Source organism: Candidatus Poriferisocius sp. (assembly GCF_965219775.1).
GTDB lineage: Bacteria > Actinomycetota > Acidimicrobiia > Acidimicrobiales > Bin134 > Poriferisocius.
The window spans coordinates 259,901-280,305 of sequence record NZ_OZ244793.1 but is presented as its reverse complement, the minus strand read 5'-3'; the positions used below and the strand labels follow the sequence as shown (position 1 = coordinate 280,305).

The 20,405-nt window shown below is 69.1% G+C and carries 22 protein-coding genes; 2 read left to right on the top strand and 20 right to left on the bottom strand.

All coding sequences use genetic code 11. The features are described 5' to 3' along the window. Positions 1 to 12: 12 nt before the first annotated feature. The 20 genes from atpD to ACOQPQ_RS01220 all read right to left on the bottom strand — a co-directional run bounded on the left by atpD (position 13) and on the right by ACOQPQ_RS01220 (position 19,481). The gene (gene atpD / locus ACOQPQ_RS01315; RefSeq protein ID WP_420637638.1) at positions 13 to 1,440 is read right to left on the bottom strand and encodes a F0F1 ATP synthase subunit beta; all 1,428 of its coding nucleotides are present in this window, start codon (positions 1,438 to 1,440) and stop codon (positions 13 to 15) included. 22 nt (positions 1,441 to 1,462) lie between these two features. Further along, positions 1,463 to 2,407, bottom strand: coding sequence for a F0F1 ATP synthase subunit gamma (locus ACOQPQ_RS01310; RefSeq protein WP_420637637.1), 945 nt, complete (start codon positions 2,405 to 2,407; stop codon positions 1,463 to 1,465). Positions 2,408 to 2,453: 46 nt separating this feature from the next. Next, a complete protein-coding gene (gene atpA / locus ACOQPQ_RS01305; RefSeq protein WP_420637636.1) occupies positions 2,454 to 4,079 on the bottom strand; it encodes a F0F1 ATP synthase subunit alpha in 1,626 nt (541 codons plus the stop codon). Between the two features lie 23 nt (positions 4,080 to 4,102). After that, complete coding sequence (gene atpH / locus ACOQPQ_RS01300) at positions 4,103 to 4,627, bottom strand: ATP synthase F1 subunit delta (protein ID WP_420637635.1); 525 nt, start codon at positions 4,625 to 4,627, stop codon at positions 4,103 to 4,105. Between the two features lie 66 nt (positions 4,628 to 4,693). Next, positions 4,694 to 5,446 carry a F0F1 ATP synthase subunit B gene (atpF, locus tag ACOQPQ_RS01295; protein WP_420637634.1) on the bottom strand — a complete coding sequence of 251 codons (753 nt, stop codon included), beginning with the start codon at positions 5,444 to 5,446 and terminating at the stop codon, positions 4,694 to 4,696. Next, positions 5,443 to 5,700 carry an ATP synthase F0 subunit C gene (gene atpE, locus ACOQPQ_RS01290; RefSeq protein ID WP_420640339.1) on the bottom strand — a complete coding sequence of 86 codons (258 nt, stop codon included), beginning with the start codon at positions 5,698 to 5,700 and terminating at the stop codon, positions 5,443 to 5,445. Before atpE ends, atpF begins: the two co-directional genes overlap by 4 nt. A gap of 21 nt (positions 5,701 to 5,721) precedes the next feature. Then, on the bottom strand, positions 5,722 to 6,486 hold the full coding sequence (gene atpB, locus ACOQPQ_RS01285) for a F0F1 ATP synthase subunit A (protein ID WP_420637633.1): 765 nt from the start codon (positions 6,484 to 6,486) through the stop codon (positions 5,722 to 5,724). A gap of 64 nt (positions 6,487 to 6,550) precedes the next feature. Beyond that, entirely contained in the window at positions 6,551 to 6,988 is a 438-nt protein-coding gene (locus tag ACOQPQ_RS01280; protein ID WP_420637632.1) for an ATP synthase subunit I, read from the bottom strand. Then, the gene (locus ACOQPQ_RS01275; protein ID WP_420637631.1) at positions 6,981 to 7,271 is read right to left on the bottom strand and encodes an AtpZ/AtpI family protein; all 291 of its coding nucleotides are present in this window, start codon (positions 7,269 to 7,271) and stop codon (positions 6,981 to 6,983) included. Before ACOQPQ_RS01275 ends, ACOQPQ_RS01280 begins: the two co-directional genes overlap by 8 nt. Before the next feature lie 74 nt (positions 7,272 to 7,345). Further along, positions 7,346 to 8,476, bottom strand: coding sequence for a glycosyltransferase family 4 protein (locus ACOQPQ_RS01270; RefSeq protein ID WP_420637630.1), 1,131 nt, complete (start codon positions 8,474 to 8,476; stop codon positions 7,346 to 7,348). A 36-nt stretch (positions 8,477 to 8,512) separates the two neighbouring features. Then, on the bottom strand, positions 8,513 to 9,760 hold the full coding sequence (gene glyA / locus ACOQPQ_RS01265; protein ID WP_420637629.1) for a serine hydroxymethyltransferase: 1,248 nt from the start codon (positions 9,758 to 9,760) through the stop codon (positions 8,513 to 8,515). A 112-nt stretch (positions 9,761 to 9,872) separates the two neighbouring features. Next, on the bottom strand, positions 9,873 to 10,328 hold the full coding sequence (gene rpiB / locus ACOQPQ_RS01260) for a ribose 5-phosphate isomerase B (protein ID WP_420637628.1): 456 nt from the start codon (positions 10,326 to 10,328) through the stop codon (positions 9,873 to 9,875). A gap of 114 nt (positions 10,329 to 10,442) precedes the next feature. Then, on the bottom strand, positions 10,443 to 11,012 hold the full coding sequence (locus tag ACOQPQ_RS01255) for an L-threonylcarbamoyladenylate synthase (protein WP_420637627.1): 570 nt from the start codon (positions 11,010 to 11,012) through the stop codon (positions 10,443 to 10,445). Then, on the bottom strand, positions 10,997 to 11,893 hold the full coding sequence (gene prmC / locus ACOQPQ_RS01250; RefSeq protein ID WP_420637626.1) for a peptide chain release factor N(5)-glutamine methyltransferase: 897 nt from the start codon (positions 11,891 to 11,893) through the stop codon (positions 10,997 to 10,999). The genes ACOQPQ_RS01255 and prmC overlap by 16 nt, the downstream gene beginning before the upstream one ends. 13 nt (positions 11,894 to 11,906) lie before the next feature. After that, on the bottom strand, positions 11,907 to 12,992 hold the full coding sequence (gene prfA, locus ACOQPQ_RS01245; protein WP_420637625.1) for a peptide chain release factor 1: 1,086 nt from the start codon (positions 12,990 to 12,992) through the stop codon (positions 11,907 to 11,909). Between the two features lie 70 nt (positions 12,993 to 13,062). Further along, positions 13,063 to 13,329, bottom strand: coding sequence for a type B 50S ribosomal protein L31 (locus ACOQPQ_RS01240; protein ID WP_420637624.1), 267 nt, complete (start codon positions 13,327 to 13,329; stop codon positions 13,063 to 13,065). Positions 13,330 to 13,342: 13 nt separating this feature from the next. Next, a complete protein-coding gene (gene rho / locus ACOQPQ_RS01235) occupies positions 13,343 to 15,187 on the bottom strand; it encodes a transcription termination factor Rho (protein ID WP_420637623.1) in 1,845 nt (614 codons plus the stop codon). Positions 15,188 to 15,436: 249 nt separating this feature from the next. Continuing rightward, on the bottom strand, positions 15,437 to 16,582 hold the full coding sequence (gene apgM, locus ACOQPQ_RS01230; RefSeq protein ID WP_420637622.1) for a 2,3-bisphosphoglycerate-independent phosphoglycerate mutase: 1,146 nt from the start codon (positions 16,580 to 16,582) through the stop codon (positions 15,437 to 15,439). Positions 16,583 to 16,699: 117 nt separating this feature from the next. Beyond that, entirely contained in the window at positions 16,700 to 18,100 is a 1,401-nt protein-coding gene (gene thrC, locus ACOQPQ_RS01225; RefSeq protein WP_420640338.1) for a threonine synthase, read from the bottom strand. A gap of 46 nt (positions 18,101 to 18,146) precedes the next feature. Beyond that, on the bottom strand, positions 18,147 to 19,481 hold the full coding sequence (locus ACOQPQ_RS01220) for a homoserine dehydrogenase (RefSeq protein ID WP_420637621.1): 1,335 nt from the start codon (positions 19,479 to 19,481) through the stop codon (positions 18,147 to 18,149). 146 nt (positions 19,482 to 19,627) lie between these two features. On the opposite strand from ACOQPQ_RS01220, the gene ACOQPQ_RS01215 reads away from it, so the two are divergent. Together ACOQPQ_RS01215 and ACOQPQ_RS01210 are read left to right on the top strand one after the other, a co-directional pair. Beyond that, the gene (locus tag ACOQPQ_RS01215) at positions 19,628 to 19,990 is read left to right on the top strand and encodes a hypothetical protein (RefSeq protein ID WP_420637620.1); all 363 of its coding nucleotides are present in this window, start codon (positions 19,628 to 19,630) and stop codon (positions 19,988 to 19,990) included. Between the two features lie 120 nt (positions 19,991 to 20,110). Next, the gene (locus tag ACOQPQ_RS01210; RefSeq protein ID WP_420637619.1) at positions 20,111 to 20,380 is read left to right on the top strand and encodes a WXG100 family type VII secretion target; all 270 of its coding nucleotides are present in this window, start codon (positions 20,111 to 20,113) and stop codon (positions 20,378 to 20,380) included. Positions 20,381 to 20,405: the final 25 nt, after the last annotated feature.

Here is a 20,405-nt window from a genome sequence, read left to right as displayed (position 1 = left end):
GAACCGTCACCGCTAGGCCGCCTGGACCTCGAGTTCGGCCGCCTTGCGCTGGGCGTCCTCGGCCCCGCCGACCATGAAGAAGGCCTGCTCGGGCAGGTCGTCGAGGTCGCCGTTGACCAGGGCCTCGAACGAGTCCACCGTCTCGGTCACCGGGGTGAAGACCCCGCTCATACCGGTGAACACCTCGGCCACGAACATGGGCTGCGACAAGAAGCGCTGCACCTTGCGAGCCCGGGACACGATCACCTTGTCCTCCTCCGACAGCTCGTCGAGGCCCAAGATGGCGATGATGTCCTGCAGCTCCTTGTAGCGCTGGAGAATCTCCTGTACCCGACGGGCCACGCCGTAGTGGCGATCCCCCACCACCTCGGGGGTCAAGATGGTGGACGTGGAGGCCAAGGGGTCCACCGCCGGGTAGATGCCCAACGCGGCGATGTCCCGGCTCAACTCGGTGGTGCCGTCGAAGTGGGTGAACGAGGTGAACGGCGCCGGGTCGGTGTAGTCGTCGGCGGGCACGTACACCGCCTGCAACGAGGTGATGGAACGCCCCCGGGTGGAGGTGATGCGCTCCTGCAGCTCCCCCATCTCGTCGGCCAGCGTGGGCTGGTAGCCCACCGCGGAGGGCATGCGGCCCAACAGGGTGGACACCTCGGAGCCCGCCTGCACGAACCGGAAGATGTTGTCGATGAACAACAGCACGTCCTGGTTCTGCACGTCGCGGAAGTACTCGGCCATGGTCACGCCGGCCAGTCCCACCCGCAAGCGGACGCCGGGGGGCTCGTCCATCTGGCCGAACACCAGGGCGGCCTTGTCCAGCACACCCGACTCCTCCATTTCCAGGAACAGGTCGGTGCCCTCCCGGGTGCGCTCGCCCACGCCGGCGAACACCGACACACCGCCGTGCTGGGTGGCCACCCGGTTGATCATCTCGGTGATGAGCACCGTCTTGCCCACACCGGCGCCGCCGAACAGGCCGATCTTGCCGCCCTCCTTGTAGGGGGTGAGCAGGTCGATGACCTTGATGCCGGTCTCAAACATGCGGGTGGACGGCTCCAGCGAGTCGAACGACGGGGCCGGCCGGTGGATCTCCCACTCGTCGCCCACATCGAGGGTGGCGCGGTCGGTGTCCAGGCACTCCCCCACCACGTTCCACACGTGGCCCAAGGTCACGTCGCCCACCGGCACGGTCATGCCCTGGCCGGTGTTGCGCACCACGGTGCCCCGGGTGAGGCCGTCGGTGGGCTTGAGGGCGATGGCCCGTACCCGGCCCTCACCGATCTGCTGGGCCACCTCGGCCTTGACGGTCACGCTCTCCCCGTCCACGTTCACGTCGAACTCCAGAGCGGTGTTGATCTCCGGCAGGGCATCGGGCGGGAACTCGGCGTCGATAACCGGGCCGGCGATGCCCACGACCCGACCGTCCTTGAGGTTCTCCGACATCTGTACTTCTCCTACTGGTTTCCTACTGGTTGGCGAAGGCAGCGAGATGGTCGGCGACGTCGCCGCCGTCGGTTTCCGCTTCTTCCTGGAGGGCTTCGGCCCCGCCCACGATCTCCATGATCTCGGTGGTGATGGCGTCCTGGCGGGCCCGGTTCATGGCCCGGGTGAGCTTGGTGATCAGCTCCTCGGCGTTGTCGGTGGCCGCCTTCATGGCCCGCTGGCGGTTGGCGTGCTCCGAGGCGGCTGCGTCCAACAGGGCCGAGAACAGGCGGGATTCCACGTACCGGGGCAACAGCGACTCCAGCACCCCCTCGGGCGAGGGCTCGAACTCGAAGGCGGCCCGCAGCTCCCCCGACCCCGAGGCGGCGATCACCTCCATGCTCTCGAGGGGCAACAGCCGCCGCACCGCCACCCGCTGGGTGCCGATGGTGACGAACTCCATGTAGGCCAGGATGACCTGATCGATGTGGCCGGACTCGAACCGGTCGGCCACGATCTCGGCCACCCGGCGGGCATCCTCGTAGGCCGGGGTGTCGCTCATGCCGGTGAAGGACTCATCGATGCGGTAGTTGCGGAACCGGAAGTAGTCCTGGCCCTTCTTGCCGATGAGGATGAGCGAGTAGTCCTGGCCCTTGGTCTGGGCGTCCATCAGCTCCCGCTCGGCTGCTTTGATCACCGAGCTGTTGTAGGGCCCGGCCAACCCCCGATCGGAGGTGATGACCACGAACCCGGTCCGGGCGATGGTGGACCGCCGCTCCAGCAGCGGGTGCGAGGCCTCGGCGCCCCCGGCGGCCACGTCCTCGATCACGCTGGTCAGCTTGGTGGAGTAGGGGCGGGCGGCGTGGGCCCGCTGCAGGGCCTTGACCACGCGGGTGGCGGCGATCAACTCCATGGCCCGGGTGATCTTCTTGGTGGACTGCACCGACGAGATACGGCGGCGAAGGGATCGTTCCTCACCGCCGGGCATGGTGCTCCCCTCGGCCCGTCGGCGGCCGACCAGAACGGGTCATCAATCAGTCATCCTCGGGACGCTGAATGTCGGTCTCCGGCAGGGTGTGGTCGGCGTCCACCACGCCCGCAGCCGCCTCGGCCTGGGCCTCGGCGTCCGGCTCGTCGCCCTCGGGCTCGGCCGACGACTCGAACTGGGCGGCGTAGGCGGCCACCGCGGCCTCCAGGGCCTCCTCGTCGGCCGCCCCGGAGTCGGCAATCGACGACAGCAGGTCGGCGTTGCGGGCCCGGACCCACTCCAGCAAGCCGGCTTCAAAACGGGCCACGTCCTCCACCGGGATGTTGTCCAGATAGCCGCGGGTGCCGGCGTAGAGGGACACCACCTGCTCGTGGACCGGCATGGGCGACTGGATGCCCTGCTTGAGCAGTTCGGTCAACCGATAGCCCCGGTCGAGTTGTGCTTGCGACACCGCGTCCAGATCGGAGCCGAAGGCGGCAAAGGCCTCCAACTCCCGGAACTGCTGCAGGTCGGCCTTGAGCGTGCCCACCGCTGTCTTCATGGCCTTGATCTGGGCGGCCGAGCCCACCCGGGAGACCGAGATGCCCACGTCCACCGCCGGCCGCACCCCCGACTTGAACAGGTCGTCCTGCAAGAAGATCTGCCCGTCGGTGATGGAGATCACGTTGGTGGGGATGTAGGCCGACACGTCGCCCGCCTTGGTCTCGATGATGGGCAGCGCGGTCAGCGACCCCGCCCCCCGGTCGTCGCTCAGTTTGGCGGCCCGCTCCAGCAGGCGGCTGTGCAGGTAGAACACGTCGCCGGGGTAGGCCTCCCGGCCCGGCGGACGGCGCAGCAGCAGCGACATCTGGCGGTAGGCCTCGGCCTGCTTCGACAGGTCGTCGTACACCACCAAGGCGTGGCCGCCGTTGTCCATCCAGTGCTGGCCCATGGCGCAACCGGCGTAGGGGGCCAGGTACTTGAAGGGGGCCGGATCGGAGGCAGGGGCCACCACCACCACGGTGTAGTCCATGGCCCCCCGCTCGGCCAGGGTGGCCACCGCCTGGGCCACGGTCGAGGCTTTCTGTCCGATGGCCACGTAGATGCACTGCACCCCTTGGCCCTTCTGGTTCAAGATGGTGTCGAGCGCCACCGTGGTCTTGCCCGTCTTGCGGTCGCCGATGATCAGCTCCCGCTGACCCCGACCGATGGGGATGAGCGAGTCGATGGCCTTGATGCCGGTCTGCATGGGCTCGTGCACCGGTTTGCGTCCGGTGATGCCGGGGGCCTGCACCTCCATGCGCCGGGTCTCGGCGCCCACGATGGGACCCTTGCCGTCGACCGGCTCGCCCAGGGCGTTCACCACCCGGCCCAACAGGGCATCGCCCACCGGCACCGACAAGATGTCGCCAGTGGAGCGGACGGCTTGGCCCTCCTCGATCTCGTCCACCTCGCCGAGCACCACCGCGCCGATGGAATCCTCGTCGAGGTTCAGGGCCAATCCGATGGTCCCGTTCTCGAACTCCAGCATCTCGTTCACCGCCGCGCCGGGCAGCCCGGAGATGCGGGCGATCCCGTCGCCCACCTCGGTGATCCGCCCCACCTGGGCCAGCTCCACCTCGGGCTGGAACCCCTCGAGGTTGCGGCGGATGGCCTCGGCGATGGCGCCGGTGTCGATGGTCAGCTCTGCCATGGCACTCCTGTCTCGGCTCCTGTTTAGAACGTGTCGCGAAGCTGGCTGAGGCGGTGGCGGACCGAGCCGTCGATCACCTCGTCGCCGATGGTGGCCACCACACCGCCCATCACGGCGGGATCGACGATCACCTTGATGTCCACCTGGTGGCCGGTGGCCGCGCTCAAGGCGGCGGCCAGCCGTTCGGCCTGATCGCCGGTGAGGGCCACCGCCGTGCGCACCTGTGCCACCGAGCGGCCTCGGTCACGGGCGTTGATCTCCACCGTCTGGCGGGCGATGTCGACCAAATCCCCCGCCCGCCCGGCGGCCACGATCATGGACACCACTGCGGTGGTGGTCTCGGCTGCCTGGCCGCCCAGCAGGTCTTCCACGATCTGCTGGCGGCGGGCCGCCGGGATCAACCGGTCGGACAGCGTCATGCGCAACTCGTCGGAGCCCTCCAGGGCCCGGGCCACCCGGAACAGCTCGTCGGCCACCACGTCGAGAGTGCCCTCGGCTCGGGCCACCGCGGCCACCGCGTCGGCGTAGCTGCCGGACCGCTCGGTCATCGCCCCAGCCTCTCGGCGGGGCGGACCAGGCCACGGGGCGTCACCACGGATCGCTCCACCATCGGCCTAGTTCTGGCCCGCGCCCACGCGGGCGATGTAGTCGTCGATGAGCCCGCGTTGGACCTCGGGATCCTCCAGGCTGCGACCCAGCACGGCCTCGGCCGCGCCCAGGGCGATGTCGGACACCTCCGACTGCAGGTCGGCCACCGCTTGGCGCTTGGAGGCCTCGGTGTCGGCCGCGGCCCGCTCCCGCATCTCGGCGATGTCGGCCTCGGCCCGGGCCTGAAGATCGGCCCGGACGGCGGCGGCCTGCTCGCGGGCCTCGTCCACGATGCGGGTGGCCTCGGTCTTGGCGTCGGCCAGTTCCGCCTCGTAGCGGGCCCGGACCTCGGCGGCCTCGGCCCGCTCCCGGTCGGCGTCGTCGATAGCGCCTTGGATGCGCTCGGTGCGCTGCACCATCAGGTTCCTCACCACCGGGAACAGCTTCCAGCTCATCAGGGCCAACAGCACCACGAAGGCGGCCCCGCCCCAGATGACTTCCTTCCATTCGGGAATAATCGGGTTGGGGGCTTCCAGGCAGCTCTCCAGGTCTTTCTCGAAGTCCTTCTTGACCTCTTCGGCCTGTTCGTTGCCCGCGGAGTACTGCTCCTTCAGCTCCTTGACGGCGGCAAAGCCCTCGCCCTCGATGCCGTCGAACTGAGCTGTACCCAACTCGTCAAAGATGCAACTGCCCACACTCTCGGCGGCATGAGCCCCCGAGGCGCTGAGCGCAACCGCGGCGACCACGACGGCCGCCGCGGCCCAGAGCCGGCGGCTCATGGCAGAAGGAGGATGAAGACGACGAATCCGATGAGGGCCAGCGCCTCGGTGAAGGCGATGCCCAAGAACATCGTGGTCCGAGCCACACCGGCCGATTCGGGCTGGCGAGCCATGGCGGTGATGGCGTTGCCCACCACGATGCCGATCCCGACACCGGGGCCGATGGCCGCCAGGCCGTAGCCGAGCCCCGCGCCGATGGCGCTCAGGCCTGCCTCACCGTCACCGGTCAACTGGGCAAGGATGGTGGAAATCAGTGCAAGCAAGGTACGTGTCTCCTAGTGCTCGGGGTGTAGGGATCCGCCGATGTACACGGCGGTGAGAATGGTGAAGATGAAGGCCTGCAGGGCCGAGACGAAGATCTCGAATGCCGTGACCAGGATGAGGGCGGCGAACGGCAGCACTGCGGGAACATAGAGCGTGCCCCACAACGCGGCGGACAGCACCGCGAAGGTGACCAGCAAAAGGTGCCCGGCCACCATGTTGGCCCAGAGCCGGATGGCCAGCGACAGGGGGCGGATCAACAGGATCTGGAGCAACTCGATGGGGGCCACCAGGATGTAGAGCGCCACGGGCACGCCCGGTGGGAACAGGGCCGACTTGAAGTAGTGAAAGAAGCCCTGGGCGCGAATGCCCACGTAGTGGTACACCGCCCACACCACCAGGGCCAGGGTCAAGGGGATGGCCATGCGGGAGTTGGCCGGGAACTGGATGAAGGGAATGACCTCGAACATGTTGCTGAACAACACGAAGAAGAAGATCGTGGTCAGAAACGGCAGGTACCGGCGCCCTTCGGGGCCGATGGTCTGCATGATGATGTTGTTCTCCACGAAGTCGATGCTCGCTTCGACCACCGTCTGAGCCCCGGTGGGCACCAGCGACCGGCGCCGCCCCGCCGCCCAGAACAACCAGACGGTGAGCAGCAACGAGGCCAGGTAGATGATCCCGGTCTTGTTGAGGGCCCAATTGGTGTCGGAGAACAAGATGTCCGGCCACTGAAACAGTTGGGAGACCGGCGGGAAGTCCAAGGCGAGCACGTTCACCGGGGGCCTCCCTGCCGCCCGAGCACCCGGCGCTGTGGCGGCGGGAATTTCAGGTCATCAATGGTCACGTGCGGGCTCCTTGGGGCTTCAAGCCGGGATGAGCGAGGGACAGGGAGACGAACCGGGTCTCCCAAACGAGCAGAACAATATGGGCCGCGGCCAGCGTGATGACAAACGGCAGGGCCTCAAACCAGCCGGTATTTCTCACCAGGAAGAAGGCCCCGGTGAGAATGGCCAGGCGGATGAAGTAGCCGCCCATCACCCCGGCCATCACCATGGTGGGCGAAATCCGCATCGACCAGGTGATGAGCGAGGCGGCCAGCCAGAAGTTGAACAGGATCAGGCCGAGGGCGTAGCCGCTGGACCACAGTCCGTCGAACCCCCACACGCCCGCGCACACCCCGATCAGCACCGGGCCGCCGATCAGACCGCGGCGAACGATGTCGAGGGCAACGGCCCGCTCGGGCGCCTCCTCGGCGGGCACGGTGGTCTGCTCAGCCATCGGCGTCTTGCTGCCGGGCCTCGGCCCGGCGGCTGGGCAGTTGAGCGTCGAGGGCGTCCATGCGCTCGCCGTACAGCTTGAACGTCTTCCATCCGGTGTAGCACGCCGTCACCAGACACAACCCCAAGGTGAACGCGGGCCGGGTTCCCACCGCCCCGTCGATCAGCCAACCGAAGAACCCGAACAGCGCGGGGGTGGCCACCAATTCGAAGGCGATGGACAGGGCGTCGCCCGAACTCTGACGCTGGTGAAGGTGGCTTTTCTCAGTGGTTGCCGCTGGCACGAAAGGGGGCCCCTGAAGGGAGTGGACTGGCCTCTCGGAAATGGTCTCGCGTGCCCAAAGGGCGAGCCAAATCCTCAGGCCGGGCGGCCACCGGCCGACAACGGGGCCCGGCGCCGCAGGATGGGGTGGAACACGGTGTAGAGCATGAGCACCAACACCGCGGCGGCGGGCACCATGATGGCCTCCCCCTCGCCGGTGTAGGTGGGGTACAGCACCAGCGTGGACATCAGGGCGGTGAACAGCCACAGGATGAGCACGCTGCGCCGGTGGCCGTGGCCCAGGCTCATCAGCCGGTGGTGCAGGTGCTCCTTGTCGGGGGCGGTGATGCTGGTGCGGGCCCGGGTCCGCCGCAGCACGGCCCACAGCACGTCCACCACCGGCACCGCCAGAATGATGAGAGGAATGAGCATGGGGGCGAAGAAGAAATAGGTCTGACCCGCGAAGGGCTCGCTGCTGCGCCCCCCCATGGAGACGGTGGACGCGGCCAGCAGCGTTCCCAGGAAGTAGGCCCCGCCGTCACCCATGAAGATGCGGGCCCGATGCACGTTCTGGGGCAGAAAACCCACGGCCACCCCGCCGGCGATGATGGCCACCAACGGCCCGATGTTGTTGGGCAACAGCACCTCCTCGTCGGCCAGCTTGATGGAGTACACAAAGAAGGTGATGCCCGCGATGGCGACGATGCCCGCGGCCAGCCCGTCCAACCCGTCGATCAGATTGATGGCGTTGGCGATGGCCACCAACCACACCACCGTCACCACGAAGGCCAGATCCTGCGACAGGATCAGCGCGTCCAGCACCGGCAGCCGCAGGTTCAGCACGGTCACCCCGGCGAACGACAGGATGCTCCCGGCCAGCACCATGGTGGCCACCTTGGCCGGTGCCGACATCTCCCGCACGTCGTCGTAGGTGCCGAACACGATCATCACCAGCGCGGCGATGACGATGCCCAGCGGCTCCGAGGCGGTGGCGAACACTACGTCGAAATCGCTCATCCACCAGGCCACCCCCATGGCGGCCAGGAACCCGAGGAACATGGCCACCCCGCCCAGCACGGGGGTGGACCGCTCGTGGACCCGCCGGGCATCGGGCTCCACCATGAAGCCGTACCGCTCGCTGATGCGGCGCACCAGCGGCGTGGCCACCAACGTGATCCCGGCGGCCACCGCGAACACGGTCAGGTAGCTGTCGACACCCGGGGCCATGGCAGTCGAGGGTGCCCTTTACGGCGACGAGACCGGCTAGCCGGCCGACGGGTAGGGCGTGTACCGCCGGCAGAGGTCGGCCACCTCGGCTCGGACCTCGGCCACGGCGGCCTCGTCGTCGCGCCGGCGGAGGGTCCGACCGATCAGACCGGCAATGGCGGCCATCTCCTGCGGGCCCATGCCCTGGGTGGTGGTGGCCGGGGTGCCGATCCGCACCCCGCTGGTCACGAAGGGGGAACGGGGGTCGTCGGGGACGGTGTTCTTGTTGAGGGTGATCCCGGCCCGGTCCAGCACTTCCTGGGCGGCCTTGCCGGTCAGGTCGTCGTCGAAGGTGCGGAGGTCCACCAGCAGCAGGTGGTTGTCACTGCCTCCCGACACCAGGCGGAAGCCCTCGGCGGCCAGCCCTTCCACCAGGGCATGGCTGTTGGCTACGATGCGGGCGGCGTAGTCGGCGAACTCGGGGGCGGCGGCCTCACCGAAGGCCACCGCCTTGGCCGCGATCACGTGCTCGAGGGGGCCCCCCTGCAGGCCGGGGAAGATGGCCTTGTCAATGGCCCCGGCCAGATCCTGGGTACACAGGATGGTTCCGCCCCGGGGGCCCCGCAGAGTCTTGTGGGTGGTGAAGGTGACGATGTCGCTGTGGGGCACAGGGTTGGGGTGCACGCCCCCGGCGATGAGCCCGGCGATGTGGGCGGCGTCGAACATGAACAGGGCCCCCACCTCGTCGGCGATGGCGCGGAACGGGGCCGGGTCGATGATGCGGGGATAGGCGGTGGCCCCGGCCACGATGAGGGAGGGCCGGTGTTCCCGGGCCAGGTCCCGCACCCGGTCGTAGTCGATGCGTTCGTCGCTGGGGGTCACCCCGTAGGCCACGAAGCGGTAGGTGCGCCCGCTGATGTTCACCGGGGAGCCGTGGGTGAGGTGGCCGCCGTGGTCCAGGCTCATGCCCAGCACGGTGTCGCCCGGCTCCAGCACGGCCAGGTAGGCGGCCACGTTGGCGTTGGCCCCGGAATGGGGCTGCACGTTGGCGTGGTCGGCGCCGAACAGGGCGGTGGCGCGGTCCCGGGCCACGGCCTCCACCTCGTCGATCACCTGGTTGCCGCCGTAGTAGCGGCGGCCGGGGTAGCCCTCGCTGTACTTGTTGGTGAGCACCGAACCGGTGGCGGCCAGCACCGCGGGCGAGGTGAAGTTCTCCGAGGCGATGAGCTGCAGGGTGGTGTTCTGACGCTCGGTTTCCCGCCGGATCATGTCGAGGACCGGGTCGTTGCTGCTGTCGGGCCACATCACGGGCTCCCTCTTCTCATTGGCTCTACTTGTGGGCTCTCATCGGTTTGTCTCATGGGCTCTTCTTGTCGTGGACTCGGCTCATGGGCGCTGCTCGTGGGTGCCGCCGGCATCACGGCCGGGGGGTTCCGGGCAACAGGGCGTCGATCTTGGCCACCCGGGCGGTGTGGCGGCCCTGCTCGAAGGACGACGCCAAGAAGGCGTCCAGGGCCTCTTTGGCGGGCTCGGCGCCGATCAGGCGCTCCCCCAGGCAAATGACGTTGGCATCGTTGTGCTGTCGGGTCAGACGGGCCGAGGTCACGTCGTGGACGGTGGCCGCCCGCACGCCGGGCACCTTGTTGGCCGCCATGGCAATGCCGATGCCGGAGCCGCACACACACAGACCCAACTCGGCCTCGCCGCCCGCCACCTTTCGGGCCACCGCCTCCCCGTAGTCGGGGTAATCCACCCGGTCGGGGCCGTGGGTGCCGCAGTCGATCACCTCGTGGCCCAACTCCCGCAGATGGGCCACCAGGGCGTCCTTCAGCTCCACCCCGGCGTGATCGGCGCCCGCGGCGATTCGCGTCATTGCCCTGCAATCTACCCGGTCGGCCCGTCCCGTTGGTGGCCCTGATTCCGCCCGCTATGGCGGCCGGCACGGCCCGGCGTGGCGTGGCCTGTCGTGGCCGGACGCCGACGCGGCTCAAAGCCCGGCAACCGCCCCCCGGACGGCCTCAGCGGGGATGGCACCCTCTCGTAGCACGGTGACCCCCGATTCGGTCACCTCCACCACGGTGGACGGGGCCGACCGGCAGATGCCCCCGTCCACCACCACGGCGACCGCGGGAAACACCGCCCCGGCTTCCGCCGCCGTTGCCGCGGTGGGGGCGCCGCTCAGGTTGGCGCTGCTGGTGGCGATCGGTCCCACCGCTCGGGCCAGGGCCTGCACGAACGGGTCGTCGGGACAGCGCACCCCGTGGCCGTCCTGGACGATGGTCAACGCCCCCGGCCAGAACCGTTCCATGAGCCGCCGCGTCGGGCCGAGCGGCTCGAAGAACGTCTCGGCGTCACCAGCGGCGGCCACCAGCAGGGCGACCGCTTTGTCCTGGGGGCGGTGCTTGAGCTGGTAGAGCAACTCCAGATTGTCGGGCAACACCGCCAGCCCGTACACGGTGTCGGTGGGGATGACCACGGCCCGACCGGACCGCAATTCCTCGGCGGCCTCGGCCACGACCGCGATCGGGTCGGCCGAGACCTTCAGCAGCTTCGACACTGCAGTACCCGCGGTCGACCGGCCAGGTCGGGGTGGACGGCCTCCACGGCCAATCCGCCCGCTTCGGCGATGGCCGAGGCCGTGTCCATCTGGTCGGGCGAGAGCTCCACCAGCACCGTTCCCCCCGGACGCAACCACCGGCGGGCGCCAGCCAGGATGGGCCGGGCGCCGTCGAGTCCGTCGGGGCCGCCCCGCAGGGCCACCTCCGGCTCCCAGTCGGCCACGGCGGCGGGCAAATCTTCCTGGTCGCCTACGTAGGGGGGGTTGGCGGCCACCACGTCCACCGCGCCGACCAGGGCATCGGGCAGGGCCTCGTACCACCACCCCAGATGGGACGAGACCCGCACCGCGGCCCGCCCCAGGCCGGCCAGGTTGGCTCGAGCCACGGCCAGGGCCTCCGCCGATACATCGGTGAGCACCACCCGGGCGGTGGCGCATTCCGCGGCCACGGCCAGGCCGACGGCCCCGCTGCCTGTTCCCAGGTCCACCATCAGGCCTCCAGGTGGTTTGCGGCGGGCCAACTCGGCGATGGCCAATCCGGCCAGGGTTTCGGTTTCCGGGCGAGGTATCAGCACCGCCGGGTTCACCATGAGGTCCAACCCACGGAAGCCCCAGCGACCCAACACGTACTGCAGGGGCTCCCCGGCCAGTCGACGCTCCACCATGGAATCCAGGTGGGCCAGTTGGCGAGCGGTGACCGGCTGGGTCAGGCCGACCGCGTACTGGTCGCCCTCGTACCCCGAGGCCTCCTCCACCATGCGGCGGGCCTCCACCTTGCCGTCTCCTGCGCCCAGGACCATGCCTGCCTCCGGGCCTGCGGACCTGCCCTCTTCGGCCAGGCGGCGGGCCACCTCCACCACCACGTGCCCCCACTCCTTCACGACGGCAGCACGATTACGAGGAGACCTCGAGGCGTTCGGCTTCGGCCAGGGCGTCCACCACCTCGTCGAGGTCGCCCGCCAGGATGCGATCCAACTTGTACAGCGTGAGGCCGATCCGGTGGTCGGAAACCCGGTTCTCCTTGTAGTTGTAGGTGCGGATCTTCTCCGACCGGCCGCCGCCACCCACCTGGCCCCGGCGTTGTTCGGACAGATCATCCTGTCGGCGCTGCTCCTCGGCCTGCAGCAGTCGGGCCCGCAGCACGGCCATGGCCTTGTTGCGGTTCTGAAGCTGGCTCTTCTCGTCCTGCATGGACACCACCAAGCCGGTGGGCTTGTGGGTGATGCGCACCGCCGAGTCGGTGGTGTTCACCGACTGACCGCCCGGCCCCGACGACCGGTACACGTCCACCTGGAGGTCCTTCTCGTCGATGTGCACCTCCACCTCCTCGGCCTCGGGCAAAACGGCCACGGTGGCCGACGAGGTGTGGACCCGGCCCTGGGATTCGGTGACCGGCACCCGCTGCACCCGGTGGGGGCCGCCCTCGTATTTCATCTTGCGCCACACGTCGTCGCCCCGCAGCAGGAACACCACGTCGGTGAAGCCCCCCATGTCGGAGTTCTGGGCGTTCATCATCTCCAGCTTCCAGCGGCGGCGGCCGGCGTAGGCCGCGTACATGTCGAACAGGTCGCGGGCGAACAGGTTGGCCTCCTCGCCGCCCTCGGCGCCCTTGATCTCCACGATCACGTTCTTGCCGTCGTTGGGATCCTTGTGCTCCATGAGCCGGGCCAACTCGGCGAACAACCCCACGGCCGCCTGCGTGGCCGCCTCGATCTCGGCCTCCAGCAGGCGCCGCTCCTCGGCCTCGGCCTCGTCGTGGGCTTCGGCCTCGGCCTCGGCCAGCATCTCGGTGGCCGCCTCGATGTCCTCCTGGTGGCCCCGCAGCGCCCGCACCACCAGGGCCTTGGCCTCCAGCTCCTTGTAGCGGCGGGCCACCGCGGTGTAGGCCTCCTGGTCGGCCAGCAGGGCGGGATCGGCCAGCCGCTGTTCGAGCGCGTTGAACTCCGCTTCGATCTCCTCATGGGCGGCGTTCAACTGCATGGGCTCACGCTACCCCCGCACCCCGAGGGGTGGGTGGGCGATAACGCGCCGTGGCCGGCGACGGCGCCGATCAGCCGGACTGGGCCGAGCGCTTGCGCTGACCGTAGCGACGCTCGAATCGCTCCACCCGTCCGGCGGTGTCCACGATGGTCATCTGGCCGGTGAAGAACGGGTGGCTGGCGCTGGAAATCCCCACCTTGGCCAGGGGGTACTCGTTGCCGTCCTCCCACACCACGGTCTCGTTGGTGTCGATGGTGGAACGGGTGAGAAAAGACGTTCCCGCGGAGGTGTCCTGAAAGACCACCATGCGGTACTCGGGATGGATGTCGGGCTTCATGTTCCTCCTAGCCTCACACCCCGGCGGGGCCCTTGGCCACTTCCTCCAGGAAGGCCGCGTTGTTGGGGAATGTCCTCAGGCGGTCGATCAGCAGCTCCAACCCGGCGGCCCCGCCTCCGTTGCCGTCACTGGAGATGCCGTTGAGCACCCGGCGCAGCTTCCACACCTGCTGGAGCTGGCGGCGTTCGAACAGCAGCTCCTCGTGGCGGGTGGAGGAGGCGTCCACGTTGATGGCCGGATAGATGCGCCGCTCGGCGATGTGGCGATCCAGGCGCAACTCCATGTTGCCGGTGCCCTTGAACTCCTCGAAGATCACCTCGTCCATGCGGGATCCGGTTTCCACCAGCGCGGTGGCCAGAATGGTGAGCGAGCCGCCCTCCTCCACGTTGCGGGCCGCGCCGAAGAACTTCTTGGGCGGGTACAGCGCGCCGGTGTCGATACCGCCCGACATGATGCGTCCGGTGGCGGGCGCGGCCAGGTTGTAGGCCCGCGACAGTCGGGTGATCCCGTCCAGGATGATCACCACGTCCTCGCCCCGTTCCACCATGCGCTTGGCCCGCTCGATGGTCATCTCGGCCACATGGGTGTGCTCGTCGGCGGGCCGGTCGAAGGTGGACGCCGCCACCTCGCCCCGCAACAGCCAACGGCGCATGTCGGTGACTTCTTCGGGCCGCTCGTCCACCAACAGCACCAGCAGATGCACCTCGGGATTGTTCAGCTCGATGGAGCGGGCGATCTCCTTCATGATGGTGGTCTTGCCCGCCTTGGGGGGCGACACGATCAGCCCCCGCTGGCCCTTGCCGATGGGCGACAACAGGTCGATGATCCGACAGGTCATGTTGGCCGGATCGTCCACCCGCTCCAACCGGAGGTTCTCGTCGGGGAACAGGGGGGTCAGATCCTCGAACTTGGGACGCTGCTTGACCTGCTCGGGGGCCAGACCGTTCACGCTGTCGATGTGCAACAGGGCCGGGTTCTTCTCGTTGCGGGTGGCCGGGCGGCACCCCCCGGCGATCAAGTCACCCTTGCGGAGCCCGAACTGGCGGACCTGCTTGACCGACACGTAGGCGTCCTGCTTGCTGGGCTGGAAGCCCTTGGTGCGCAGGAAGCCGTAGCCCTCTTCCCGTAAGTCCAGGTGGCCGGAGATGGCGATGGGATCGCCCTCCCACGGCTCCTCCGGTCGCTCCCGATCATTGCGACCCCGACGCCGACGACGGCGGTTGCCGATTTCGGGCTGCTCGTCCTGCGAGCGAGACCGGTCCCCTTCCCGGCGGTCCCCCTGCTGGCGGTCGCCTTCCCGGCGGCCCCGGTCCCCTTGGTCCCGGCGGGCTTCGCTCTGGTCGCCGCGGTCGCCCCGGTCCCGACGCGGCTGGCGAGCGTCGCCATGATCGCCTCGGTCGCCTCGGTCACCCCGGTCCCCTTGGTCACGACGGGCCTCGGCCTGGTCACCCCGGTCTCTGCTGCCGCGACGGGCCTCGGCCTGGTCGGTTTGGTCTTCGCCCTTGTCCTGGCCGTCGCCCCGATCTTCGGTTTCCTGGCCGGCCTCGGCCCCGTCAGTGGCTTCATCGGTGGTCTCGTCCTTGGCCCCGACGGTGGCCGTACCGTCGCCCGCATCGGAGATTGCCTCGGCCTTCGCAACGGGGGCGGCCCCGTTGCCGGTCGGATCGGTCTCCGGCTGGGCGGCGCCATCGGCGCCATCGGCGTCGATGCCGGCCAGGTCGAGGATCATGTCCACGATGTCGGCCTTGCGGGCCTTGGCGTCAGGACGCCCGCCCATGGCCTGGGCAATGGTTTGAAGCTGCGCTCGGTCTTTGCGCTGCAGTTTCGACCGAGAGAGTTCAGCGGTCTCTACGCTCACGTTTCTCCCCAGAAATGCCACGTTGGAGAGGGCATTTCGTTTTGTTCGGCGCGCCGTCCGCCATTGTGGTCGGCACGATTGGAATCACCATTGACCACCGGGACGCTGACGAATTGAAGTCGAAATCGACCGGGCGATCAGAAGGCTTCCCGAGGGGTCTGCACTCAACCGCGCAACCCCAACGGCCAAGAGGATACTGCACGCCACCCCACCGGGCAACATTGCCCAGCGAGTTGTGGGATCGCCCCGTTACGTGTGGGCCAGCAGCTCCTTGATGAGCAGATGGCCGGCCACCACCTCCGACGAGGCCGCCCCCTTTTCGGTGTAGACGCCGCCGGGGCCGTCCACCTTGGAGTCCACCAGCAGGTAGGGAACCGGATCGTCGGTGTGGCCCCGCAGGGTCAGCGGGGTGGCGTGATCGGGCAGCAGCAGCAGGCGCCACCGACCCATCCGGTCGAGGCCCTCGACCAGGCCGGTCAGAATACGGGCGTCCCAGTTCTCCAGACACCGGACCTTCTCGGCCACGTTGCCCTCGTGTCCGGCCTCGTCGCTGGCCTCCACGTGAATGGCGAACAGGTCGGCCCCGGCGGCCAGCCCGGCCAGCGCGGCGTCGCGCTTGCCCTCGTAGTTGGTGTCGTACCAGGCGGTGGCGCCGGGGACGTCGGGAATCTCCATGTCGGTGAGCACGCCGATGCCCCGCACCAGGTCCACGGCGCTCACCATGCCCGCGTCCACCCCGTGCATCTCCCGGAAGGAGGGCATCTTCGGCTGAAAGCCCTGCCCCCACAACCACACCTGGGTGGCGGACAGATCGAACCGCGCCAGCACCGCCCTCGAGGCCTCCTCCAGGGCGGCCAGCTTGGGACCGGCCGGGCCTCGGGGGCCGACCACCGGTCGGTCGGACAGATCGTGGGGCGGCGTACACTCGGCGTCGGCCCACTCGGCCGGGGCGACCATGGTGTGGCGGTACTGCACGCCGGCGTGGAAGCTCACCTCGCCGCCCAGCTCCTCGTCCAGGGCGGCGATGGCCTCGGCCGCCTCGGCCGAATCGGGGTGCCCCCCGGAGAAGTCGGCCATGATGCCGTCGTCGGTCACCGTCACCAGGTTGCAGCGGTAGGCCACCTGTTCGGGGGTGAGGGTCAGCCCCAGGGCGGCAGCCTCGATGGGCGAGCGGCCGGTGTGGTAGCAGGCGGGGTCGTACCCGAAGATGGACATGTTGCCCACGTCGCTGCCCGCGGGCATGCCCGGAGGGATCACCCGGGCCAGTCCCACCCGCCCCCGGGCGGCCAGCGCATCCAGTACCGGGGTGTGGGCCACCTCCAGCGGAGTGGCCCCGTCCAACTCGGGGACCGGCAGATCGGCACACCCGTCGGGAATGCACACCACGTACTTCACTGGGCCCTCTTCACCGGGTCCGATTCTTCCAGATCATCCCGGCCTTGCTCCATCCAATTGCCGAGGCCGCGCATTGGTGTCGTGCAACTATCTTCACTGGCCATCCTCGGGCCCTGGCTAACCACCGGCCGGGGCCGCGCAACGGGCCACGTGGGCCTTCACCGTCGCCAGGTCGTTGGGCAAACGCACCACGTGTTCGGGGCGGTCGGCCAACGCGGCCAGCGCCGGCGGCATCGGCGGGGGCTTGCCGATGGCGGCGGCCACCGCGTCGCCGAATTTGGCCGGGTGGGCGGTGGCCAGCACCACCATCGGCCCCGATGACGGGCCCCGGGCCCGGCGGGCGGCGGCCAGCCCCACGGCGGTGTGGGGGTCGATGATCCGGCCGGTGGAGCGGTACAGCTCGGCGATGGTTTCGGTGGTCTCGGCGTCGTCCACCCGAACCCCGGTCCAACCCTGGCGGAGTCGGGCAGCGATGGCCGGGTCGAGCTGCATCCCTCCGTCGGCCCGGAAGCGCTCCAGCACCGCGGCGGTGCGGTGGCCGTCTCGATCCAACAGCTCGAACAGGAACCGCTCCAGGTTGGACGACACCTGGATGTCCATGCTCGGCGACAGTGTGGGCTGCACCTCGGAGATGGCCATCGCCCCGGTGGTGAAGAACTGGGTCAAGATGTCGTTGCGGTTGCTGGCCACCACGAACCGGTCCACGGCCAACCCCATGTGGCGGGCCACGTGGCCGGCCAGCACGTTGCCGAAGTTCCCCGTGGGCACCGAGAAGGCCACCGGCACCCGTTCCAGGGCGTTCACCGCGGCCACGTAGTAGGCGGTCTGGGCCATGACCCGGGCCCAGTTGATGGAGTTGACCGCCGACAGTTTGTGCTCGGCCCGGAAGTCGGGATCGACGAACATGGCCTTCACCAGGTCCTGGCAGTCGTCGAACGTTCCCTCCACGGCAATGTTGTGGACGTTGGCGCTGTCCACGGTGGTCATCTGGCGGCGCTGCATCTCCGACACCCGACCGTGCGGGTGCAGGATCACCACCTGGATGTTGTGCCGGTCGCGCACCGCCTCGATGGCCGCCGACCCGGTGTCGCCCGAGGTGGCCCCCACGATGGTCACCCGCTCCCCTCGCCGGGCCAACTCCTCGTCGAACAACCGTCCCACGAGCTGCAGGGCGATGTCCTTGAAGGCCAGGGTGGGCCCGTGAAACAGCTCCAGGAGCCACAGGTCGTCGTCCAGCTCCACCAGGGGCACCACGTCCGGGTGGTCGAAACCGGCGCAGGCATCCCGCACCAACTCGTCGAACCGAGTCCGGGCATAGGTGCCGGCCACGAACGGCCACATGACCTCGGCGGCCAGATCGGCGTACCCTCCCCCACCGGGGCGTCCGGTTCGTGCCGCGGGTGACAGCGTCGGCCAGCGGTCGGGCACGTAGAGCCCGCCGTCGGCGGCCAGCCCGGCCAACAGCACGTCCCCGAAGTCCAGGGCGGGCGCCTGCCCTCGGGTGCTGACGTAGCGGATCGCCGCGGGTGCGTCCCCCATGGCCCCGGCGGTCACCACGCCCGGGCTACCGGCCGACGACCCGTAGCAGTCCGGGCACGCCCCGCACCGCCTCCAGGTCGCGCAGCTCGCCCAGGGTGGCCTGCACGGCCCGCTCGGTGGCCTCGTGGGTGATGAACACCAGCCGGGCCTGGTCGCCCAGCCCCTCCTGTTCCATGGAGCGGATGCTGACCCCGTGGCGTCCGAATACCCCGGCCACCGCGGCCAGCACACCCGGCCGGTCGAGCACCTCCATGTTGATGTAGTACTCCGACTCCAGGTCGTCGATGGGGCACACCACCGCTTCGGCCAAGTCGCCGATGGGTGTCCACGTGCCCCGGCACCGGTTGCCCGCTGCGTCGATGAGGTCGCCGAGCACGGCGCTGGCCGTCGGCCGCCCACCGGCCCCCCGGCCGTACAGCATCAACTCGCCCACCGCCTCCCCCTCCACGAACACCGCGTTGAAGGAATCCCGAACCGAGGCCAGCGGGTGGTCGGCGGGCACCATGGCCGGGTGAACCCTTACGGCCAACTCGGGCTTGCCCGGTGCGCCCCCCACCTGCTCGGCGATGGCCAAGAGCTTGACCACGTAGCCCAGTCGATGGGCGTGGGCGATGTCGGCCGGGCTGACGGCGGAGATGCCCTCCCGGTACACGCTGCCCGCCAGCACCCGGGCGCCGAAGGCCACCGTGGCGATGATGGACGCCTTGGCGGCGGCGTCGAACCCCTCCACGTCGGCGGTGGGATCCCGCTCGGCGTAGCCCAGCGACTGCGCGTCGGCCAGAGCGTCGTGATAGTCGGCGCCCGACTCCGACATCTGGCTCAGGATGAAGTTGGTGGTGCCGTTGACGATGCCCATGACCCGGCGCACCGGTTCGGCGGCCAACGACTCCCGCAGGGCCCGTATGAGGGGGATACCCCCGGCGACGGCCGCCTCGAAGAGGAGATCCACCCCGGCGGCATCGGCGGCGGCGTACAGCTCGGCGCCGTAGTTGGCCAGGAGTTCCTTGTTGCCGGTGACCACCGGCTTGCCCTGCTTGAGCGCGCCGGCCACCAGCTCCCGGGCCGGCTCGATGCCCCCGATCAACTCCACCACCACGTCCACCTGGGGATCGTTCACCACCGCGGCGGCGTCGGTGGTCAGCACGCCGTCGGCCAGGGTCACGTCGCGGTCACGCGACGCGCTGCGCACCGCCACTTTGACCACGTCCAGGATCAGACCGGTGCGCTCGGCGATGGCCGGGCCCTGCTCGGCCACCAGGTTGACCAAGGCCGAGCCCACGTTGCCGCAGCCCAACACGCCCACACCGATCCGCAAGTCCGAAGTGCCGCTCACCGCCCCCACCGTACCGGCTCGACCCATCGGGCCCGACACCAATAGGGAGACCAACAATGGGGTTACCGGTGAACGAGTTACGGAGGGTGGCCGCCGCCGGACGGCCACCGGCCCCGACGCCACCGCCAGAGCTTTGGTATTTTTTGATAGGTTCTGTGTATATTCCTGTATTGATGACTGCTTACGATCTCTTCGCGGTAGCCAGTGACCTTCGCCGTCGGGCCGAGGCCTGCGAGCGGGTGCGCATGGACGTGGACGCCATCTGGCGGGGACTCGATCTCCTGCTGGAGGGGCCGGTGGCCCGTCATCAGCCAGCGGTGTGGCAGTCGGAGGCGGCCGACGCCAGCCGCCTGCGACTCCGCCACCAGCACACCCACCTCATTCGGCTGCGCCACGAGGTCGAGCAGGTGGCCCGCCGGCTGCAGGCCCGAGCCGACCAACTGTTCGCCGATGCCGCCCAGGTGGAGATGGCCGCCGAGGCTGCCCTTCTCCAGGAGGGCCGGGAACTGGCCACCCAAGCCGCCTACTTCCGGTAGGGCATCGGGTAGCGACCAGGCTCACTAGATATGATTTCAGTATATTTATTGCTATTCTGATTGGTCGCCACTACCCTTGCCCGCAGTGGCGACCAATAGCCAGAGACAGAAAGGCCCGCCGTGTCCGTACTCACCATGAACACCGAGGAGATGGACCATCTCCAGCAGCAATTCACCGCCTTCGCCGGCCAGGTGGAGGATCTCCGCTCCCGCCTGTCGGCCACCCTGGAGGGCACCACCTGGACGGGCAGCCGCTCCGAGCGGTTCCGGGGGGCGTGGCACCAACAGTGGTCACCCTCGTTGGGACAGCTTCAGGAGGCTCTGACCGAGCTGGCCACCGCCGTCAGCCTGGAACGCCAGAACACCATCGCTGCCCTCGACTCCTTCTGAGGGCTCCACCCGCGCCCTGACGCCG

Coding starts and splice junctions, on each gene's coding strand:
- atpD (WP_420637638.1), bottom strand. CDS start 1,440: ATGTCGGAGAACCTCAAGGACGGTCGGGTCGTGGGCATCGCCGGCCCG.
- ACOQPQ_RS01280 (WP_420637632.1), bottom strand. CDS start 6,988: ATGGCTGAGCAGACCACCGTGCCCGCCGAGGAGGCGCCCGAGCGGGCC.
- atpH (WP_420637635.1), bottom strand. CDS start 4,627: ATGACCGAGCGGTCCGGCAGCTACGCCGACGCGGTGGCCGCGGTGGCC.
- atpA (WP_420637636.1), bottom strand. CDS start 4,079: ATGGCAGAGCTGACCATCGACACCGGCGCCATCGCCGAGGCCATCCGC.
- ACOQPQ_RS01220 (WP_420637621.1), bottom strand. CDS start 19,481: ATGGGTCGAGCCGGTACGGTGGGGGCGGTGAGCGGCACTTCGGACTTG.
- rpiB (WP_420637628.1), bottom strand. CDS start 10,328: ATGACGCGAATCGCCGCGGGCGCCGATCACGCCGGGGTGGAGCTGAAG.
- ACOQPQ_RS01310 (WP_420637637.1), bottom strand. CDS start 2,407: ATGCCCGGCGGTGAGGAACGATCCCTTCGCCGCCGTATCTCGTCGGTG.
- ACOQPQ_RS01215 (WP_420637620.1), top strand. CDS start 19,628: ATGACTGCTTACGATCTCTTCGCGGTAGCCAGTGACCTTCGCCGTCGG.
- ACOQPQ_RS01270 (WP_420637630.1), bottom strand. CDS start 8,476: ATGGCCCCGGGTGTCGACAGCTACCTGACCGTGTTCGCGGTGGCCGCC.
- ACOQPQ_RS01240 (WP_420637624.1), bottom strand. CDS start 13,329: ATGAAGCCCGACATCCATCCCGAGTACCGCATGGTGGTCTTTCAGGAC.
- glyA (WP_420637629.1), bottom strand. CDS start 9,760: ATGTGGCCCGACAGCAGCAACGACCCGGTCCTCGACATGATCCGGCGG.
- prfA (WP_420637625.1), bottom strand. CDS start 12,992: ATGCAGTTGAACGCCGCCCATGAGGAGATCGAAGCGGAGTTCAACGCG.
- atpF (WP_420637634.1), bottom strand. CDS start 5,446: ATGAGCCGCCGGCTCTGGGCCGCGGCGGCCGTCGTGGTCGCCGCGGTT.